The organism is Trinickia sp. (assembly GCF_036503415.1).
GTDB lineage: Bacteria > Pseudomonadota > Gammaproteobacteria > Burkholderiales > Burkholderiaceae > Trinickia.
On the sequence record NZ_DASXWY010000017.1, the window covers coordinates 33,055 to 51,947 of the forward strand.

18 protein-coding genes are annotated in these 18,893 nt (G+C 63.1%); 13 read left to right on the top strand and 5 right to left on the bottom strand.

The window, feature by feature from the left end:
- Positions 1 to 39: 39 nt before the first annotated feature.
- Positions 40 to 504, bottom strand: coding sequence for a rhodanese-like domain-containing protein (locus VGL01_RS02780; protein WP_331566843.1), 465 nt, complete (start codon positions 502 to 504; stop codon positions 40 to 42).
- A gap of 420 nt (positions 505 to 924) precedes the next feature.
- Here VGL01_RS02780 and glnA point away from each other — a divergent pair, with 420 nt between their 5' ends.
- The 3 genes from glnA to ntrC all read left to right on the top strand — a co-directional run bounded on the left by glnA (position 925) and on the right by ntrC (position 5,197).
- A complete protein-coding gene (gene glnA / locus VGL01_RS02785; protein ID WP_331566845.1) occupies positions 925 to 2,340 on the top strand; it encodes a type I glutamate--ammonia ligase in 1,416 nt (471 codons plus the stop codon).
- A gap of 168 nt (positions 2,341 to 2,508) precedes the next feature.
- Complete coding sequence (glnL, locus tag VGL01_RS02790; RefSeq protein WP_331566847.1) at positions 2,509 to 3,651, top strand: nitrogen regulation protein NR(II); 1,143 nt, start codon at positions 2,509 to 2,511, stop codon at positions 3,649 to 3,651.
- Between the two features lie 13 nt (positions 3,652 to 3,664).
- Positions 3,665 to 5,197, top strand: coding sequence for a nitrogen regulation protein NR(I) (gene ntrC / locus VGL01_RS02795; RefSeq protein WP_331566849.1), 1,533 nt, complete (start codon positions 3,665 to 3,667; stop codon positions 5,195 to 5,197).
- Positions 5,198 to 5,288: 91 nt separating this feature from the next.
- Here ntrC and VGL01_RS02800 read toward each other — a convergent pair whose 3' ends face one another.
- The gene (locus VGL01_RS02800) at positions 5,289 to 5,867 is read right to left on the bottom strand and encodes a hypothetical protein (protein ID WP_331566851.1); all 579 of its coding nucleotides are present in this window, start codon (positions 5,865 to 5,867) and stop codon (positions 5,289 to 5,291) included.
- Positions 5,868 to 5,921: 54 nt separating this feature from the next.
- Entirely contained in the window at positions 5,922 to 6,698 is a 777-nt protein-coding gene (gene xth / locus VGL01_RS02805; RefSeq protein WP_331566853.1) for an exodeoxyribonuclease III, read from the bottom strand.
- 183 nt (positions 6,699 to 6,881) lie between these two features.
- Here xth and VGL01_RS02810 point away from each other — a divergent pair, with 183 nt between their 5' ends.
- The 10 genes from VGL01_RS02810 to VGL01_RS02855 all read left to right on the top strand — a co-directional run bounded on the left by VGL01_RS02810 (position 6,882) and on the right by VGL01_RS02855 (position 16,226).
- A complete protein-coding gene (locus VGL01_RS02810) occupies positions 6,882 to 8,732 on the top strand; it encodes a serine/threonine-protein kinase (RefSeq protein WP_331566855.1) in 1,851 nt (616 codons plus the stop codon).
- Between the two features lie 202 nt (positions 8,733 to 8,934).
- The gene (locus VGL01_RS02815) at positions 8,935 to 9,414 is read left to right on the top strand and encodes an SUF system Fe-S cluster assembly regulator (protein ID WP_331566857.1); all 480 of its coding nucleotides are present in this window, start codon (positions 8,935 to 8,937) and stop codon (positions 9,412 to 9,414) included.
- Positions 9,415 to 9,429: 15 nt separating this feature from the next.
- Entirely contained in the window at positions 9,430 to 10,878 is a 1,449-nt protein-coding gene (sufB, locus tag VGL01_RS02820; RefSeq protein WP_173255393.1) for a Fe-S cluster assembly protein SufB, read from the top strand.
- A 24-nt stretch (positions 10,879 to 10,902) separates the two neighbouring features.
- Complete coding sequence (gene sufC, locus VGL01_RS02825; RefSeq protein ID WP_331566859.1) at positions 10,903 to 11,676, top strand: Fe-S cluster assembly ATPase SufC; 774 nt, start codon at positions 10,903 to 10,905, stop codon at positions 11,674 to 11,676.
- Positions 11,673 to 12,998 carry a Fe-S cluster assembly protein SufD gene (sufD, locus tag VGL01_RS02830; RefSeq protein ID WP_331566861.1) on the top strand — a complete coding sequence of 442 codons (1,326 nt, stop codon included), beginning with the start codon at positions 11,673 to 11,675 and terminating at the stop codon, positions 12,996 to 12,998. The genes sufC and sufD overlap by 4 nt, the downstream gene beginning before the upstream one ends.
- Positions 12,995 to 14,248, top strand: a complete 1,254-nt coding sequence (locus VGL01_RS02835) for a cysteine desulfurase (RefSeq protein ID WP_331566863.1) — start codon at positions 12,995 to 12,997, stop codon at positions 14,246 to 14,248. Before sufD ends, VGL01_RS02835 begins: the two co-directional genes overlap by 4 nt.
- Positions 14,245 to 14,700, top strand: coding sequence for a Fe-S cluster assembly sulfur transfer protein SufU (sufU, locus tag VGL01_RS02840; RefSeq protein WP_331566865.1), 456 nt, complete (start codon positions 14,245 to 14,247; stop codon positions 14,698 to 14,700). The genes VGL01_RS02835 and sufU overlap by 4 nt, the downstream gene beginning before the upstream one ends.
- 10 nt (positions 14,701 to 14,710) lie before the next feature.
- On the top strand, positions 14,711 to 15,070 hold the full coding sequence (locus tag VGL01_RS02845) for an SUF system Fe-S cluster assembly protein (protein WP_331566867.1): 360 nt from the start codon (positions 14,711 to 14,713) through the stop codon (positions 15,068 to 15,070).
- The gene (locus VGL01_RS02850; RefSeq protein WP_331566869.1) at positions 15,070 to 15,402 is read left to right on the top strand and encodes a non-heme iron oxygenase ferredoxin subunit; all 333 of its coding nucleotides are present in this window, start codon (positions 15,070 to 15,072) and stop codon (positions 15,400 to 15,402) included. Before VGL01_RS02845 ends, VGL01_RS02850 begins: the two co-directional genes overlap by 1 nt.
- 104 nt (positions 15,403 to 15,506) lie before the next feature.
- A complete protein-coding gene (locus VGL01_RS02855) occupies positions 15,507 to 16,226 on the top strand; it encodes an FAD-dependent oxidoreductase (protein ID WP_331566871.1) in 720 nt (239 codons plus the stop codon).
- A 28-nt stretch (positions 16,227 to 16,254) separates the two neighbouring features.
- On the opposite strand, the gene VGL01_RS02860 is transcribed toward VGL01_RS02855, so the two are convergent.
- The gene (locus VGL01_RS02860) at positions 16,255 to 17,325 is read right to left on the bottom strand and encodes an aldose epimerase family protein (protein ID WP_331566873.1); all 1,071 of its coding nucleotides are present in this window, start codon (positions 17,323 to 17,325) and stop codon (positions 16,255 to 16,257) included.
- A 61-nt stretch (positions 17,326 to 17,386) separates the two neighbouring features.
- On the bottom strand, positions 17,387 to 18,601 hold the full coding sequence (locus tag VGL01_RS02865) for a DNA-binding transcriptional regulator (protein ID WP_331566875.1): 1,215 nt from the start codon (positions 18,599 to 18,601) through the stop codon (positions 17,387 to 17,389).
- Between the last annotated feature and the right edge of the window lie 292 nt (positions 18,602 to 18,893).

The following is an 18,893-nucleotide window of genomic DNA, read 5'->3' on the forward strand; positions in this document are numbered from 1 at the left end:
CGAGCCACGTCCTGGACGAGCGTTCGCGCGGGCGCAAGCTCAGGCGCCGAGCCAGGGCAACCCGCTGTGGCACCAGCCGTCGACGGTCTTGCGATGACCGTTGCCGTCCTTCGCGCCTTCGAAACCCTCCAGCAGATCGAACGCTTTGCCGAAGCCCGCCTTTTCGGCTGCGACGGCGGCCAGCTTCGAGCGCGCGGCGCTGCGGCACAAAAAGATGAGGTGCGTATCGGCCGAGACTGCGCTGCGCAGCTGTTCGATGAACTCCGCGTTCGGCACGCCGCCGGGGTAGCGCGTCCATTCGATGTGGATATACTGGCCGTCGCCGACGACCGGGCGGCCGACCCAATCGAGTTCGGCGCGCGTGCGGACATCGACGAGCCGGGCCTCGGGCTTGAGCTGGAGAAACTCGAAAGCCTCGGCCGGCGTGAAAGCGCCGGCGTAGGGCAGTTGATGTTCGGCGCGGCGTTTGTTCGCTTGCGCCAGGATCTGTTCGAGCGTACTCATGAAGCCGGTCTCCTCGTGGCAAAAAAGCATTCTAGCGCGGCGAGCTTGCGTGCGAGAACGAACAGGTTGGGGCGTGAGGACAAGGGAATGCCCCAGAGAGGTGCATAATCACACCGAATGCACCGGATTCGAGCGCTCCGGCGCGCTGCGTTCGCATCGCGCACCGAAAAGGTGCCTTTCTGCCGACCCGCACGGCGACAAGGCACGTCACGGTGCAGCGCAGCGTTCCAACGCGGGGCGCGGCACTCGGCGTCGGCACGAGGGACCAACTAAGTCGTGCGGGAAAACGAGCATGCCTGGCACGAAAGATGCTCTAACGGGCGGCGACCGCTTGCGCGGTGGCATCCGGCGTACGCAAGTCGTTCGCCGGGGCTTTCGCGCAGTGAAGAACCGCCGAACCTATCAAATGGAGAAGAGGATATGAGTAAAACCGTGGCCGACGTCATGCAGCTCGTCAAGGACGAGGACGTCAAGTTCGTCGACTTTCGCTTCACCGACACGCGCGGCAAGGAGCAGCACGTCTCCGTTCCGCTGTCGGCGTTCGACGGCGACAAGTTCGAAAGCGGCCATGCGTTCGATGGTTCCTCGATCGCGGGCTGGAAGGGCATCGAAGCATCGGACATGTTGCTCGTGCCGGACCCCAACACCGCTTTCATCGACCCGTTCTACGAAGAGCCGACGCTCGTGTTGACGTGCGATGTGGTCGAGCCCGCGGACGGCAAGGGTTACGAGCGCGATCCGCGCTCGCTCGCCAAGCGCGCCGAAGCCTACCTGAAGAGCACCGGCCTGGGCGACACCGCCTTCTTCGGACCGGAACCCGAGTTCTTCATTTTCGATTCGGTGCAGTGGAACACGGATATGTCGGGCTGCTTCGTGAAGATCGGCTCGGAAGAAGCGCCGTGGTCGTCGGGCAGGGAATTCGAAGGCGGCAACACCGGTCACCGTCCGGGCACGAAGGGCGGCTATTTCCCGGTCGCACCGGTGGATTCGTTCCAGGACATGCGCTCGGAAATGTGTCTGCTGCTCGAGCAGATCGGCATTCCCGTCGAAGTGCACCACCACGAAGTGGCCGGCCAGGGCCAAAACGAGATCGGCACCAAGTTCGCGACGCTCGTGCAGCGCGCCGACTGGACGCAGCAGCTCAAGTACATCGTCCACAACGTCGCGCATACGTACGGCAAGACGGCGACGTTCATGCCGAAGCCGGTCGTCGGCGACAACGGTTCGGGCATGCACGTTCACCAGTCGATCTGGAAGGATGGTCAGAACCTGTTCGCCGGTAACGGTTATGCGGGCCTCTCGGAGTTCGCGCTGTTCTACATCGGCGGCATCATCAAGCATGCTCGCGCGCTGAACGCGATCACGAACCCGACGACGAACTCGTACAAGCGCCTCGTGCCGCACTTCGAAGCACCGGTGAAGCTGGCCTACTCGGCGCGCAACCGCTCGGCCTCGATCCGTATTCCGCACGTGTCGAATCCGAAGGGCCGCCGTATCGAGACGCGCTTCCCGGACCCGATGGCCAATCCGTACTTCGCGTTCTCGGCGCTGATGATGGCGGGCCTCGACGGCGTGCAGAACAAGATCCATCCGGGCGAAGCCGCGGACAAGAATCTCTACGATCTGCCGCCGGAAGAAGACGCGAAGATCCCGACCGTCTGTGCCGGTCTCGATCAGGCGCTCGAGGCGCTCGACAAGGATCGCGAGTTCCTCACGCGCGGTGGCGTGTTCACGGACGGGATGCTCGACGCGTATCTGGAGCTCAAGGAAGGCGAACTGCAACGCTACCGCATGACGACGCATCCGATCGAGTTCGAAATGTACTACTCGCTCTAAGCATTGCGATGCGCAGCGCCCACCTCCGTGGCCGTTGCGCAGAACATGCTTGCGATCGGTCTCGAGGGACGGCGCCGCCGTCCCTTTTTTGTGTGTCGGCCTCAGTGAGCGCTTCGGCGCTTGCTGCGGCTTCCTGCCGGGTCGGCCCAGGGTGACCGTGCTTTCACGATGGCGCTAAAAAATCTGATCAAGACCAGCAAAGGGCAGAGCGAGCCTTTGACAGACGATGCCGCGCTTGGCGCATCCGGTCTGTTGCCGGGTCTCGAGGCGTTGCCGACGGTCGTGCTCGTGCTCGAAAAGCGCACGCTGCGCGTCGCATTCGCGAACCCGTCCGCCGAGTCGCTGCTCGATTTATCGCGGCGTCAATTGATGCAGATGTCGTGGCCCGACATCTTTGCGAACGGTGATGTGCTCGTCGAGACGATCGCGGCGATCGCGGAACAACGGTTCCATGCGACGCATCTCGACGCGGAATTCGAGCGTCCGGGCCGTGAAACGCTGCAAGTGCACATGGTGGTGGGTTTTCTCGAAAGCGCGCCGGACTACGTGTTGCTCGAGCTGTTCCAGAACGAGCGGCACTTGCGTACCGATCGCGAGGAACGCATTCACGATCTGGCGACCGCCAACAAGCAGTTGATCCGTAACCTCGCGCATGAAATCAAGAACCCGCTTGGCGGTATTCGCGGCGCGGCGCAATTGCTCGAATTGGAACTCGACGCGCGGGAGCGGCACGAGCTGCGCGAGTACACGCAGGTGATCGTCAAGGAATCCGATCGATTGCAAACGCTCGTCGACCGCCTGCTCGAGCCGCATCGGCATCCGCATATCGTGGGCGACGTGAATATCCATGAAGTCTGCGAACGCGTGCGAGCGGTCATCCTGGCGGAGTTTCCGCGCGGCCTCACGATCGAGCGCGATTACGACGTGAGCGTGCCCGAGCTGCGCGGCGACAAGGAGCAACTGATTCAGGCGCTGCTCAACATCGTGCGCAATGCGGCCCAGGCACTGCGCGAACGTATCAGCGAGGGCGATGCGCGCATCGCGCTGCGCACCCGCGTGGCGCGCAATGTCACGATCGCCAAGCGCCTTCACAAACTGGCATTGGACTTGCGTGTCATCGACAACGGCCCGGGCATCCCGCACGACATCCGCGAGCGCATTTTCTATCCGCTCGTCTCCGGCCGCGAGGGGGGCAGTGGGCTCGGCCTCACGCTCGCGCAGACCTTCGTGCAACAGCACGACGGGATGATCGAAGTGGAAAGCCGGCCGGGCCACACCGAGTTTCAGATTCTATTGCCGCTAGATAATTGACCAACGACCTTCCATGAAGCCGATCTGGATAGTAGACGACGACCAATCGATTCGCTGGGTGCTCGAAAAGGCGCTCGCGCGCGAGAACCTGGCCACGCGCAGCTTCCCCAACGTGCGCGAAGCGCTGGCCGCGCTCGAGCACGAGACACCGCAAGTGCTCGTCTCGGACATCCGGATGCCCGGTTCGTCGGGCCTCGATCTCTTGCAGTCGATCCGCCAGCGGCTACCCGAGCTGCCCGTCATCATCATGACGGCGTACTCGGACCTCGACAGCGCCGTGGCCGCGTTTCAGGGCGGCGCATTCGAATACCTCGCGAAGCCGTTCGATATCGATCGCGCCGTCGAGCTCATTCACCGTGCCGTCGACGAGAGCTTGCGCGGTGCCCATGCGGCCGATCCGTCGCTCGCCGACGCGCCCGAGATGCTCGGTCAGGCACCGGCGATGCAGGACATGTTCCGTGCGATCGGGCGCCTTTCGCATTCGTCCGCGACGGTGCTCATCACGGGCGAATCGGGCACCGGCAAGGAGCTCGTCGCGCGCGCATTGCACCGGCATAGCCCGCGTGCGGGCGGCCCGTTCATCGCGCTGAACACCGCCGCGATTCCGAAAGATCTTCTGGAGTCCGAACTGTTCGGCCACGAGCGCGGTGCGTTCACGGGCGCGCAGGCGATGCGGCAAGGTCGTTTCGAGCAGGCAGAGAATGGCACGCTCTTTCTCGACGAAATCGGCGATATGCCGTTCGATCTCCAAACGCGGCTGCTGCGCGTGCTGTCGGATGGGCAGTTCTATCGCGTCGGCGGCCACAGCCCGCTGCGCGCGAATGTGCGCGTGATTGCGGCGACGCACCAGAACCTCGATGCGCGCGTGCGCCAAGGCCTCTTTCGCGAAGATCTCTATCACCGGCTCAACGTCATTCGCTTGCGTTTGCCGCCGCTACGCGAACGCAAGGAGGATATCCCGCTGCTCACACGGCACTTCCTGCAAAAGAGCGCGCGCGATCTCGGGGTCGAGCCGAAGCGCGTATCCGAGGCCACCGTTGCCTATCTTGCCTCGTTGCCGTTCCCGGGCAACGTTCGTCAGCTCGAGAACCTCGCGAACTGGCTCACGGTGATGGCGCCCGCGCAGACCATCGAGATCAAGGACTTGCCGCCCGACCTCGTGCCGCTGCAACAGCCTGCGCATGCCGCCAGCGAGATCGTCGCGGGCACGGCGATAGCCGGCGCCTCGGCTGTTGCGGGCAACATGCCGCTCGAGGCAGAGGCCAACGGCGCGTCGATGACGGCGCCGACACCCGCCGTGCTGGGCACCGTGCCGACCAGCTCGCCGGTGGGCGTATGGGAAAGCGGTCTGCGTACCGAAGTGGCGCGCATGCTGCGGGAAAATGCGCCCGACGTGATGGACGAACTGGCTCGCCGTTTCGAAGCCGCGGTGATACGCGAAGCGCTCGACTTCACCCGGGGACGCAAGGTGGAGGCGGCCGAACGGCTCGGTATCGGGCGCAACACCATTACACGCAAGATCCAGGAGCTGCGTCTCGAATCGTGAGGTGCGAAGGGTGTACACGGGACCGCGCGAGGCACTATGAAGTGCCTCGCGGTGCGTGGCCCCGTGCTACGCTGCCTGAGCGCGGGCGCTCTCAGCGATTGCCATAACGCGGATTGGCTTCGAGAAACACGCCAACGTTGGAAGCATACTCATCGTATTTGAACTGCACATCCGCAAGACCGGCCAATGATTTCAAATAGTGCGGTTTTGTGCCGTAATACGCATCTACGCACGGTTGCTCGAGTACACGGTTGTTTTTGTCGTAACAAGCGGTAAGCGTTCGGGCGACAGGAATCTTCGTGCCGTATCCGGAGCGATTGGCGTCATATTCGGGGGCCTTCGTCCCCAGGTCTCCCTCGGCGAATTTGACTGCCTCGAATTCCGCGGTGTACTGATCGCCGCTATCGGCGTGCACGGCCGTACATTGGACCTTGTATTGGCCGCCTGGGCCCGCAAGCAGGCTTTGCAAAGTGACGACTGAAGCGCCGCTTTGCTCCTGTCCTTGCGCCGTGATGCTTTGTCCGCCGCTATGCGTGGCGATGCATTGAACGGATCGATAGGTCCTCGCGGCGCCCTCCTGGTTGACGAAATCGATCGAGGGCGCCGCGCAAGCGACCGTGGCGAGGCAAAGAGGCAGCAATCCAAAGACGGCGGTTGTTCCAAACTTCATATAGCGGCTTTTCCTATGGGTTGATGTGAGAAGCGCGCTCAGAATAACGTCGGTTCAGCCGATATTTGCGATCACCGGCGCATGATCGGACGGTTGATCCCATTTGCGCGGCGTTTTATCGACTTCACAGTGGGTGCAGCGTTCGGCGAGCGGCGGCGATAACAGAATGTGATCGATCCGCAGGCCGGCATTCCGCCTGAACGCGAGCATGCGGTAATCCCACCAGGTGAACATTTTCTCCGGCTGTTCGAATCGGCGAAAAACGTCGACCAGTCCGAGACCGGTCAGTTTGACGAATGCCGCGCGTTCTTCCGGCGAGACCAGATTTTGTCCCTCCCAAGCTTTCGGGTCATGCACGTCGCGGTCTTCGGGCGCGATGTTGTAGTCGCCCAGCAGCGCGAGCGACGGGTAGCGTGTCATTTCGCCGCGGAGCCATTCGGCAAGCGCTTCGAGCCAGCGTAGCTTGTAGGCGAATTTTTCGGTGGCCGGGGCCTGGCCATTCGGAAAGTATGCCGAGACGATGCGCAGGCCATTCACCGTGGCGGCGATCAGGCGCTGCTGTTCGTCGGCAAAGCCCGGGATGTTGCGCACGATGTCGGTCTCGTCGACTTCGATGCCATCCCGCACGAGGATACCGACGCCGTTATAGGTCTTTTGCCCCGCGCACCAGCTCCGGTAGCCCTTTGCGGCAAGCTCGGCATGCGGGAACTTTTCGTCGGGCATTTTCAGTTCCTGCAGGCACAGCACATCGGCTTGACTGAGCTCGAGCCAATCGATGACATGCTGCTGGCGCACCTTGAGGGAATTCACGTTCCACGTGGCGAGTTTCATGTTTTTCCGCATCCTTGCTAAGACGTTTTTATCCGGTCGGGTAGGGGCTCGTCGTTTCGTTCGCTGCGCGTCATTTTCGGCGATGGGAACGTTCGAGTCCGGTTCGATTCGCTAGCCTGCGACAGCGTGCGTTTTCCGGATCGTATCGCGCTTCGGCATACCCTGTCTTGGTCGGCGGCTCTCATGAAAATCAATCTAAAACAACTCGATATCGCTGCGATCGAGCCGGCGGATCCGGAAGCGCTCGCGTCCGAGGTGTCGCCGCGGCGGCAGCGATCGCCGTCGTCGAACGCGGCTTTGGCTCAGCTCAGGACGCGCTCGGCCGACGAGGGCGCATCGTCGCCGCGATCGAATCGAAGCGATCTCAAGCGGCCGCTCGAGAAAGACGATGACCTGCCGGAGCCGGCGGCGGTGAAACGGCAGCGGCGCCCCGACCTGCCCAGTCCGAGTTCCTCGAGCACCGGGTTGTCTCCAGCGGCTGCTTCGGCGGCGCGGCCCGCGCCGCCGTCGTACAGAAAATGGGCGTCGTTCATGGACGCGGCCCGGCGTCCTGTCAAGCCGCGTATGCCGGGAGACTCGTCGCGAACCGCCACGCCCGATCAACTTCTCAGAGCGGCACGCAAGTACGCGCGCCAGGGCAGCAGCGATCAAATGCTGTGCGATACGCTGAGTCCGAGCCTGGTGGCACGGCTCAATGAACTGCCGATCAAATCGACCTTGGCCTCGGCCATTGCCGCGATGAAGTCGGGCGTCGCGCAAACCAGCTCGGGATTCCGCGAGGTGAGGCTGGCTGGGTCCCCGCGAACGCGGGCTGCGCAGCCTCTCAAAGAGCAGCTCGGCAGGGGCAGGTTTGGCAAGGCCTACGCGGTGACGCTTGCGGAAAATCTGATGAGGGACGGTAAAAATCTTGGCCGAGAGTTCGTTTTCAAGGCGCTCCTTCGCCCCGATCTCGAGAACCCCGTGCCGGTCGATCTGTATGCGGCGTTACGTGGCGACGAGCTGAACGACCCGGCGGCAAGGGAAGCGGTGATCGAGAGGAAAAAGCAGCAGATAATCGATGAATTTCAGATCACGGCGGCGCTGACGAAGACCACTCACGTCATGCAGGTCTACGATCTGGTCCGCATCGACGATGAATTCGGAATCCTGTGCGAAAAGATAAACGGCGAAAGTCTCCGAGGCGTCGTCAAAAAATCGCGAGCGGCGCTCGAAGCGGTCGTGATCGACGAACGAGACTATCTGGACCTCGTGAAGCAGGCTATCGCCGATATCCTCATCGCGATTGCACTGTGCGAGCAGCAAGGGGTGGCCCATTCGGACATTTCTCCCAACAACGTCATGTATGACGCGGACGAGAAGATGTTCAAGCTGATCGATATGGGCAATAGTCGTGAGGTGGGACAAAGGCGTCCGCCGGGCACCCCTGGGTATATCGATATCTGGTCGTCGGTCGCCAATCACAAGAGCGACATCTACGCAGTGGGACAGTTGCTCGCCTATTTCGTCAAACGCGCCACAACGTCAACCGCGATAAGCGGCTTCGCCCCCGAGAGCTTGACCGTCGACGATTTCCCGTTTTTCGATGATCTGCAGTATCTGCCATCGACGGACAGGGACGAAATCCTCGATGTCACTCGCCGCATGATTCAACAGTCGCCTGAAAGCAGGCCTTCGTCGATCGAATTGCTGCGGCATCGATTTTTTGCGGCGCTGGCTCCTCGGGATCAGACACACCTGTCTTACGAAAAGTCGGAGCGATGGGATCGCAGCCAGTCGATATCGTCGAGATTTACGGCATGTTATCCCCACATCGAAGACATGCAGGCCAGGGGCGCTATCTACGACCTCGTATTGGGGTTGAACGAAATGTGGCAAGACGATCAACAGGGGAACCGTCAGGCAGACATCGAGGAGCGCTTGAAAAAACTGAGCGAGCCGTCGGTTCGCCAACTGTTGGATCGCGCCGAGCAACTGCAATGGGGTGGCGCGGGGCTTGCGTCGACTGAATCCGAGCCGGCCGACGCCGACGCATGATGCGTTTCGCCCGCGCAGTGACGGACGACCTTGACTGCGACAGGGTTTTGGCGGCGGGTCTACAATGATTCCAGTCGGTTTCAGCGCGCGTCTGGAACGTGCGCCAGTGCAAACGGGCGCCCACTGATACCGTCATCGTCCTGGGTTGGGATCGCGGGGCCTGAATCAGTACTGTTCTGGTCCTGATTAGGAGAACGATGCGATGCTGCGTATGAGCAAGCTGGCCGATTACGGCACGGTCATCCTCGTCGCGATGGCCCGGGAGCCGGAGGCTGTGCAAAGCGCCGGCAACCTCGCCAGCGTCACCGGCATTCCCGTGCCTACGGTCTCCAAGGTCATGAAAATGCTCGTGCGCGGTGGGCTGACGGCCTCGCTGCGCGGCGTCAGCGGCGGCTACCGGTTGAAACGCTCCGCGGCGCTTGTCTCGCTCGCGGACATCATCGCCGCCGTCGACGGGCCGTTCGGCATGACCGAATGCAGCCTGGCGCCGGGCGTGTGCCAGCAGGAATCGATCTGTAGCGCGCGGGCGAATTGGCAAAAGGTCAATCGTGTCGTCTTCGAAGCACTGAGGCAGGTCTCGCTGGCCGATTTGGCCGGGCCCGTGCTCAGCGATGTCGACATCAGCGCGATTCGCGCACGCGAAGCCGTACCGCTCGTACGCGCCGCCGCGCGCCGCAGCTGACCGGGAGAAACGCATATGAGTTCCACGCCATCCAGCCTCGATCGTCTGATCAATCGCGAATACCGTCACGGATTCGTGAGCGACGTGCTGGCCGATACGCTGCCGCGCGGCCTGTCCGAGGACGTGATCCGGCTCATCTCGGCGAAGAAGGACGAACCGGCATTCATGCTCGAATGGCGGCTCGCCGCCTACCGCCATTGGCTGACGATGACGGAACCCGCCTGGGCCACGGTTCGTCACCCGCCGATCGATTATCAGGACATTGCCTACTATTCGGCGCCGCTCGCACAAAAGGATGGCCCGAAGAGCCTCGACGAAGTCGATCCCGAGTTGCTGCGCACTTACGAAAAGCTCGGTGTTCCGCTTAAGGAGCGCGAATTGCTGGCCGGTGTCGCGGTGGACGCCGTGTTCGACAGCGTCTCCGTGGCAACGACGTTTCGCGAGCAACTCGGCAAGCTCGGCATCGTCTTTTGTTCGTTCTCCGAAGCGGTTCGGGAGCACCCCGATCTGGTGCGCCAGTATCTGGGCTCGGTCGTGCCGCATACCGACAACTTCTATGCCGCGCTGAACTCCGCGGTGTTCAGCGATGGATCGTTCTGCTATATCCCGCCGGGCGTGCGCTGCCCGATGGAGCTCTCAACCTACTTTCGCATCAATGCGCGCAACACGGGGCAATTCGAGCGCACGCTCATCATCGCGGACAAAGGGGCATACGTGAGCTACCTCGAAGGTTGCACGGCGCCGATGCGCGACGAGAACCAGCTGCACGCGGCGGTGGTCGAGCTCGTAGCGCTGGAAGGCGCGCAAATTCGCTATTCGACGGTGCAAAACTGGTATCCGGGCGATGCCCAGGGGCGCGGGGGCATCTACAACTTCGTCACGAAGCGGGGGGATTGCCGCGAAGCCGGCGCGAAAATCTCGTGGACGCAGGTGGAGACGGGCTCGGCCATCACCTGGAAATACCCGAGCGTGATCTTGCGCGGCGACGATTCCGTCGGCGAATTCTATTCGGTCGCACTGACCAATCATCGTCAGCAAGCCGATACGGGCACGAAGATGATCCACCTGGGCCGCAACACGCGCAGCACGATCGTGTCGAAGGGCATTTCGGCCGGGCATGGCAAGAACGCCTACCGCGGTCTCGTGAAAGTCGGTCGCGACGCGCACGGGGCGCGCAATTACACGCAATGCGATTCATTGCTGCTCGGCGATCGTTGCAGCGCGCACACGTTCCCGTATATCGAGGTGAAGAATCCGAGCGCGCACGTCGAGCATGAAGCCTCGACCTCCCGTATCGGCGAGGACCAGCTCTTCTATTGCCGGCAGCGCGGCCTGTCCGAAGAAGACGCGGTTTCGATGATCGTCAACGGATTTTGCAAGGAAGTATTCAAGGAGCTGCCGATGGAGTTCGCGGTCGAGGCGCAGAAGCTGCTCGGCGTGAGCCTCGAAGGCAGCGTCGGTTGAAGCGGCGCAACAGGAACCAGAACCATGCTCCATATCGATGACCTCCATGTCGAAGTGAACGGCAAGCCCATTTTGCGCGGTATCGATCTGCATGTCGGGGCGGGCGAGGTGCACGCCATCATGGGCCCGAACGGCTCGGGCAAGAGCACGCTCGCACACGTGCTCGCCGGCCGCGACGGCTATACGGTGACGGGCGGATCGGTCCGCTACGCGGAGCGCGACCTGCTGGCGCAGGCACCCGAAGAGCGTGCGCGCGAAGGGATATTTCTGGCGTTCCAGTACCCGGTGGAGATTCCCGGCGTCAGCAACGTCTATCTGATGAAAGCGGCTTTGAACGCGCAGCGCAGGCACCGCGGCGAGCCCGAACTCGACGCGATCGATTTCCTGCAACTCGTCAAAGCAAAAATGGCGCTGATGCGGATGGACGAGGGCCTGCTTTACCGGGCTGTCAACGAGGGTTTCTCGGGTGGCGAGAAAAAGCGTAACGAGATTCTGCAGATGGCCGTGCTCGAGCCGCGCCTCGCGATTCTCGACGAGACCGATTCCGGTCTCGATATCGATGCACTGCAGATCGTGGCGGGCGGCGTGAATGCGCTGCGAAGCGCCGAACGCGCATTTGTGCTCGTCACGCACTATCAACGGCTGCTCGATTATGTCGCGCCGGACTACGTGCATGTCCTGGCTCATGGGCGCATCGTCAAGTCGGGCGGGCGGGAATTGGCGCTCGAGCTCGAGCGCAAGGGGTATGGTTGGCTTGCCGACGAAGCAGGCAGTCGAGGCGAGGAGGGCCAGCTATGAGCGATTTAACGGTCGATCGTTATCATCACGCGTTTCGCACGCTCGCGAGGACGCTGCCGGGTGCGGAGCTGCCCTGGCTGCGCGGCGCACGACGCAGCGCGTTCGAACGGTTCGACAAGCTGCGGTTTCCGACTACGCGGCAGGAAGACTGGAAATATACGAACGTGGCGTCGATCGGTGCGCGCGAATGGCATTTTGCGTCGCCGCGCGGCGATGTCGACGTATCGGCAATCGTCGACGATCTCATACTGGACAAGTCGGTGCATCGGCTCGTGTTCGTCAACGGTCGGCATGCGCCAAGGCTCTCGCGAACGAGCGGTCTGCCAGAGGGCATATTCATCGGCAGCCTGACGCGCGCGCTGCGGGAGATTCCCGAGCAGCTCGAGGCGCTCCTTGCCCATCACACACCGCACGACGGTTTCGAGGCGTTGAACACCGCTTTCCTCAGCGATGGTTATGTGCTCGTATTGCCGCCCGATTGCCGGCTCGACGCGCCGATTCAGATGCTGTTCGTCGCCGAGGAAGCCGGCCTCGCCATTCATCCGTTCAATGTCGTGATAGCGGGCCGCGGCGCACGCTGTACCGTCATCGAGCAGTTCGTCGGCGTGGCCGACGACAGCTATCTGACGAACACGGTGACGCGCATCGTCGTCAAGGAGGGGGCCGACGTCGAGCATTGCCGGATTCAGCAGGACGCGCGCCGCGCCTACCATATCGGCCGCCTCGCGCTGGACCAGGAGCGTGCAAGCCATGTTGCATCGCATTCGTTCGCACTCGGTGCCGCCCTGTCGAGGGTTGAGATCGATACACGTCTGATGGGCACCGACGCCGATTGCACGCTCAACGGGCTCTACTTCGCGCTCGCGCGGCAACACGTCGATCATCACACCTGCATCGACCACGAGTCCGCGCGTTGCACGAGCCGCGAGTTCTACCGCGGTGTGCTCGACGGCGCGGCGCACGGCGTGTTCAACGGCCGCGTCATCGTGCATCAGGATGCGCAGAAGACGGACGCGCACCAGTCCAACCGCAATCTGCTGCTGTCACGCGACGCCGAGATCGACACCAAGCCGCAGCTCGAAATCTATGCGGACGATGTCAAGTGTACGCACGGTGCCACCGTCGGCAAGCTCGACGAGGCGCAACTCTTTTATCTGCGCGCGCGCGGCATCGACGAGCCGCAAGCGCGCGCGACGCTGATCTGGGCATTCGCGCGCGATATCGTCGATCGCGTCAGTGACGAAAACGTGCGGGGCCGGCTCGCGAAGATGCTGCTGGCACGCATGCCCGACGGCGAACGGATACAGCGGGAGCTCGCATGAAGCCCATCGAACCGCTCGCTTTTTTCGACGACTCGGCCCATGCGCGGTGGCGCAGCGATTTCCCGATTCTCGACGAACGCGTGCATGGCAAGCCGCTCGTCTACCTCGATAACGGGGCGACGACGCAAAAACCGGCTTCGGTCATCGAGGTGCAACGGGCTTACTACCTGCACTCGAACGCGAACGTTCATCGTGGTGTGCACGAACTCTCGCAGCGCGCGACCGATGCGTACGAGGGCGCACGTGCGCGGATCGCGCGCTTCGTCAACGCGGCGCGCACCGAGGAGATCGTCTTCGTGCGCGGCACGACCGAGGCGATCAACCTCGTTGCGCAAAGCGGCGTGCGTCCTCGCCTGCAGCCCGGCGACGAGATCCTCGTGAGCGCGATGGAGCATCACTCGAACATCGTGCCGTGGCAACTCGTGTGCGCGCAAACGGGGGCCCAGCTCAAAGTGGTGCCGATCGACGACAGCGGTACGCTCGATATGGCCGCCTGCGAACGCATGCTCGGCGAGCGTACGCGGCTCGCAGCGTTCGCGCATGTTTCGAACGCGCTCGGGACGATCAATCCGGTGAAGCAACTCATCGAGCTTGCGCACCGGCGCGGGGTGCCGGTGCTGATCGACGGCGCGCAGGCCATCGCACATCTGCGCGTCGATGTGCAGGCGCTCGATTGCGATTTTTACGCGTTCTCCGGACATAAGGTCTACGGTCCGACCGGTATCGGCGTGCTCTATGCGAAGGCGCGTCATCTCGAGGCGATGCCGCCGTGGCAGGGCGGTGGCGACATGATTCGCTCGGTCACGTTCGAGCACACCGAATACAACGCGATTCCATGGAAGTTCGAAGCGGGCACGCCGGACATTGCCGGGGCGATCGGGCTCGCGGCAGCGCTCGATTATGTCGATGCGATCGGTATCGAGGCCATCGGGGCGCACGAAGCGGCGCTGCTCGCGTATGCGACGCAGGCCGTCGGGGCGCTCCCGCATATACGCCTGATCGGTACCGCGCGCGAGAAGGCCGGCGTGCTTTCGTTCGTTCATGACGAGGTCCATGCGCACGATGTCGGCACGATTCTCGATCACGAGGGTGTTGCCGTGCGAGCCGGACACCATTGCGCAATGCCCGTCATGCAGCGCTTCGGGGTGCCGGCGACGGTGAGGGCATCGTTCGGGATGTACAACACACGTGCCGATGTGGACGCGTTGCTGCGCGGGCTGTCGAAGGTACAGGAGGTATTCGGCCGATGAGCGATCTGCGTGAGCTCTACCAGGAGGTGATTTTCGATCACTACCGGCACCCGCGCAACCGCGGGGCGCTGGCGGATGCCAATCACAAGGCCGTCGGCTATAACCCGCTGTGCGGCGATCGGATTTCGCTCTATCTGCTCGTCGAGGACGGCATCGTGAAGTCCGTGCGCTTCGAAGGCTCGGGATGTGCGATTGCGACCGCATCGGCATCGATGATGACGGAGGCGCTCGTCGGCAAAAGCGAGACGCAAGTGCAGGCGCTGTTCGAACGGTTTCACGCGATGGTGACCGAGCAACGCGAGCCATCGGCCGACGAGCGCGAAGCGCTGGGCAAGCTGGCGACGCTGGCTGGCGTGCGTGAATTCCCTGCGCGCATCAAATGCGCGACGCTGGCGTGGCACACATTGCGTGCTGCATTGAACGATGCGGGCGAGACGGTATCGACGGAATGAGGACGATGCGATGACTGCGATGGATTGGCTCAAACGAAGCGACCGGATCGACCAGTCGAGCGAGGGTGAACTCGAGGAGCGCGTCGTCGAGGCGTTGCGGACCGTCTACGATCCCGAGATTCCCGTCAACATCTACGATCTCGGTCTCATCTATGCGCTCGATGTCGACGAGGCCGCGGGGCGGATCGCGATCCGCATGACGTTGACCGCGCCCGGTTGCCCGGTGGCGCAGACGTTTCCCTCGATCGTAGAGGATGCGGTGCTTTCGGTTGCCGGCGTCAACGACGCGACGGTCGAGCTCGTGTGGGATCCGCCGTGGGACCGGGATCGGATGTCGGAGGCCGCACGGCTGCAATTGGGGATGCTCTGATGTCCGGCTGGATCGATGTTGCACCCGTCGAAGGTTTGCCGCCCGGTTCGTCGAAAACGACCGATGTGGATGGCGTGCCGATCGCGGTCTTCAATGTGGATGGCACCTGCTATGCGATCGAGGACAGGTGCACCCATGATGGAGGCGTGCTGACGGGAGGCGAGGTACAGGGCGATGTCGTCGTATGCCCTCGTCATGGAGCGCGCTTTTGCATCCGGACGGGCAAAGCGATGAGTCCGCCGGCTTATGAAGACGTGCCGACGTTCGACGTGCGCATCGATTCGGGCATCGTACAGGTGCGCGATTCGCGCTGGGACGACGAGGCGGACTAGGGAACGATGCGTTTCAGTCCGCTCGAGCCGCCGCAGCCGGCTACTGGACGGATCGTTCGCATTGCAGGATGATGCGGGAAAGCTACGGAGCCGGAGGCACGCCCATGAGCACTTACGATACGACGCTGAAAGTACGCGATATCGTGGCGATGGACACGATGCTGTTTGGGTTTGAACGCCCGGACGGGTTCCAGTTCAAGGCCGGCCAGGCGATGGATCTGGTGCTCGTCGAGAGCGAAATCGAGGCGGCGCGCGGTGCGCGGCACACGTTTTCGATCGTGACCGCGCCATCCGAGGACGGGCTGGCGATCGCCACACGCATGCGCGACAGCCCGTTCAAGCAGGCATTGAAGCGGTTGCCGCTGGGCGCCAAGGTCCGGCTCGACGGGCCGTTCGGTTCGCTCGTGCAAAAGGATGCAAAGCGCTCGGCCGTTCTCATCGCGGGCGGTATTGGCATCACGCCGTTCATGAGCATGCTCCGCCAGGCGGCTCACGATCAAGCTCCGCAGCTCCTCATGCTCGTCTATTGCAACCGCCGCCCCGAGGATGCCCCCTTCATTTCCGAGCTGACACAGCTCGAGCGCGCGAATTCGAACTTCCGGCTCGTGGCGACGATGACCCAGCCCGGAAAATCGAATATCCATTGGAACGGCCATATCGGCCGGATCGACGAGGCGTTGCTGCGGCAGGTGATGGGCCATGTCAACGAGCCCCTTTATTACTTGGCGGGGCCGCCGGCCATGGTAAGCGACGTCTACCAGACATTGAGCGACATCGGCATTGCCGACGACGCGATCCACAGCGAAGAGTTCTACGGATACTGATGGATCGCGTCGAGCGCGCAGGCCGGCTTCAAGCGTTCGCGGCCACGCCGAGCCGGTACTTCGTCACCTGACGATACGGCTTGTCGGGCCGCACGATCAAATGATCGCGTTCGAGCCGGTTGATCTCGTTCGGAAAGGCGCCGGCCTCGAGGCAAAACCCGGCGTGCCGCGCGTACCGGCTGCCGTTGCGCCCCGGCTCGTCATCGAGGAAATTGCCCGTATAGAACTGCAAGCCGCGCTGATCGGTCGAGACCGTCAGCTCGCGGCCGCTCGAGGGGTCGTACACGCGCGCGACCTCACGCACGGGCCGCCCTTCCAGCGCCGTGCCGGGCAGTACGTAGCAGTGATCGAAGCCGCCCGCGAGCGTCAGCTGCTCGTGGGGCCAGTCGAGCCGCGCACCGATCGGCGCGCTTTGTCGAAAATCGAATGCGTTGCCGGCAACGAGCGACTCGCTGCATGGGATCAGCGCCCCATCGACCTCGAAAAAGCGGTCCGATTCGATCGATACGACATGGCCGCGAATATCGGTGCCCGGTTCGCCCGTCAGATTGAAGTACGCATGGTTCGTCAGGTTGATCGGCGTCGGTGCGTCGCTGCGGGCCCCGTATTCGATGCTGAGCTCGCCTTCGTCGTCGAGCGAGTAGCGCACCGTGACATCCACGTTCCCCGGAAAGCCCGCTTCACCTTCCTCCGAGTGAAGTCGCATGACGAGCCCGCCGTCGTCTTCCTCGGCGTCCCACAGCGCGCGATGAAAGCCGGCATTGCCACCGTGCAGCAGATTTGGTCCTTCGTTGCGATCGAGCGTGTACTCGACGCCGTCCAGCACGAACCGCGCGCCGGCGATGCGGTTCGCCCATCGCCCGACGGTCGCACCCATGTAAGCCGTGGAGGCAAGGTATTCGGCGGGCGTGTCGTGGCCGAGCACGACATCGCCCAGGCGTCCCGCGCGATCGGGGGCGAGCCACGACACGAGCGTCGCGCCGAGGTCGCTGATGGCGACTTTCATGCCCTGGGCGTTGCGCAGCGTGAACAGACGCACAGGCTGCGAGCCGGGCAGCATGCCCCACGGTTCGGAACACGGTATTGCGGTGTTGATCATGACGTATCGTGAAGTGAAGAGACGGTAAAGAGAGGAAAAGAGAAAAGGGGCCGGCGCCGATTCACCCCGTCGCCGGTGCGCTCGCGCGCTCCTGGAATTCGCGCGGCGTGCAGCCGAGCTCGCGACGAAAGACGGCGTGCATGTACTGTAGCGAAGTAAACCCGCAGCGAATGGCGACCTCCGCCGTCGCCATGTCGCGCCGCGCCAGCAGCGCTTTCGCGGCATCGAGTTTCTGCCGCAGGATTTCCTGGTGGATCGTGCAGCTCAGCTCGCGGCGAAAATGCTCTTCGAGTGACGAGCGCGAGACGCCCACGTAGTCCGCGACCTGTTCCGTGCGGATGCCCTGGCAGGCGTATTGCCGGATGAAATGACGGGCACGCGCGACATACGGGCTGGCGATGGGGCGATGCTTCGTCGATTCGAGCACATTGATGCCGACGGGCGGCACGAGGATGCGGCGCGCCCCGAAGCGCGCCCCATGCAGCATTTGATGCAGCAGATGGGCGGCCGTACGCCCCATTTCTTCGGTGCCTTGAATGACCGACGACAGCGGAATGCGCGTGAGCGTGCGCGCGAGCGGATCGTTGTCGATGCCGATGATGGCGACGTCCTCGGGTACGGGAATACCCGACATCAGGCACGCCTGGAGCAGGTGTCGCGCTCGTGCGTCGGTCACGGCGATGATGCCCACAGGCTTCGGCAGCGCGTGCAGCCAGCCCGTGAGCTGCTCGATCGCCTGGTCCCACGTGGGCGCGCTCGTGCTGAGACCGCGATAGATTTCGCCTTCGATATCCTCGGGCGTTCGGCCATCGGCGCGGCGCAGGCGCGCGAACGCGAGCTCACGCTGATGGGCCCAGCGGTGATTCGGCGTGGGCGGCAGGCTGTACAGCGCGAAATGCTGCAAGCCCGCGCCGATCAGATGCGTATAGGCGAGCGAGACCAGCTTGACGTTGTCCGTCGCAATATATGGGACATCGGACGGATAGTCCGACGGGTCCTCGTAGGACGAACCCACCGCCACGACGGGCAGCGGCGAGCCTTCGAGCGCTTCGCTGACGGCCGGATCGTCGAAATCCGCAATGATGCCGTCGCCGTCGAAGCGCTCGATGCCCGTCAGCCTGCAGCGGAAATCCTCTTCGAGAAAGACGTCCCACCCGATGCGGGTGGACAGCAAATAGTTGCCGACGCCGGTGATGATCTCGCGATCGTAGACCTTGTTGGCGTTGAAGAGCAAGGCGATGCGGTGCGCCTTGGGCGGCACGGACGGCTTCGTCATCGTGGCGTTCGCGCGCGGGGGCGCGGTGTCTCGTGCATGCTCGTCTCCGGTATCGATTCTTGTCTCGCTGCTCCGCGATTTTAGGCGCGAAAGCCGTTACGCGTAAGACGTGTGCCCGGCACCCGCAAGAAACGTTATGGCGGATGCGCAATTTCGTAATTGTCGCGGCCCGGGCCGCGCGGCAGTATGGCGTCACTTCGAGGGCGGCATGCTGTGCACGCCGGCGCGTCGAAGCCCGCCCGACAGACGAGGTTGCCGCCACCCGAGCGCTTTTCGTCTGCCGCGGCGTCAA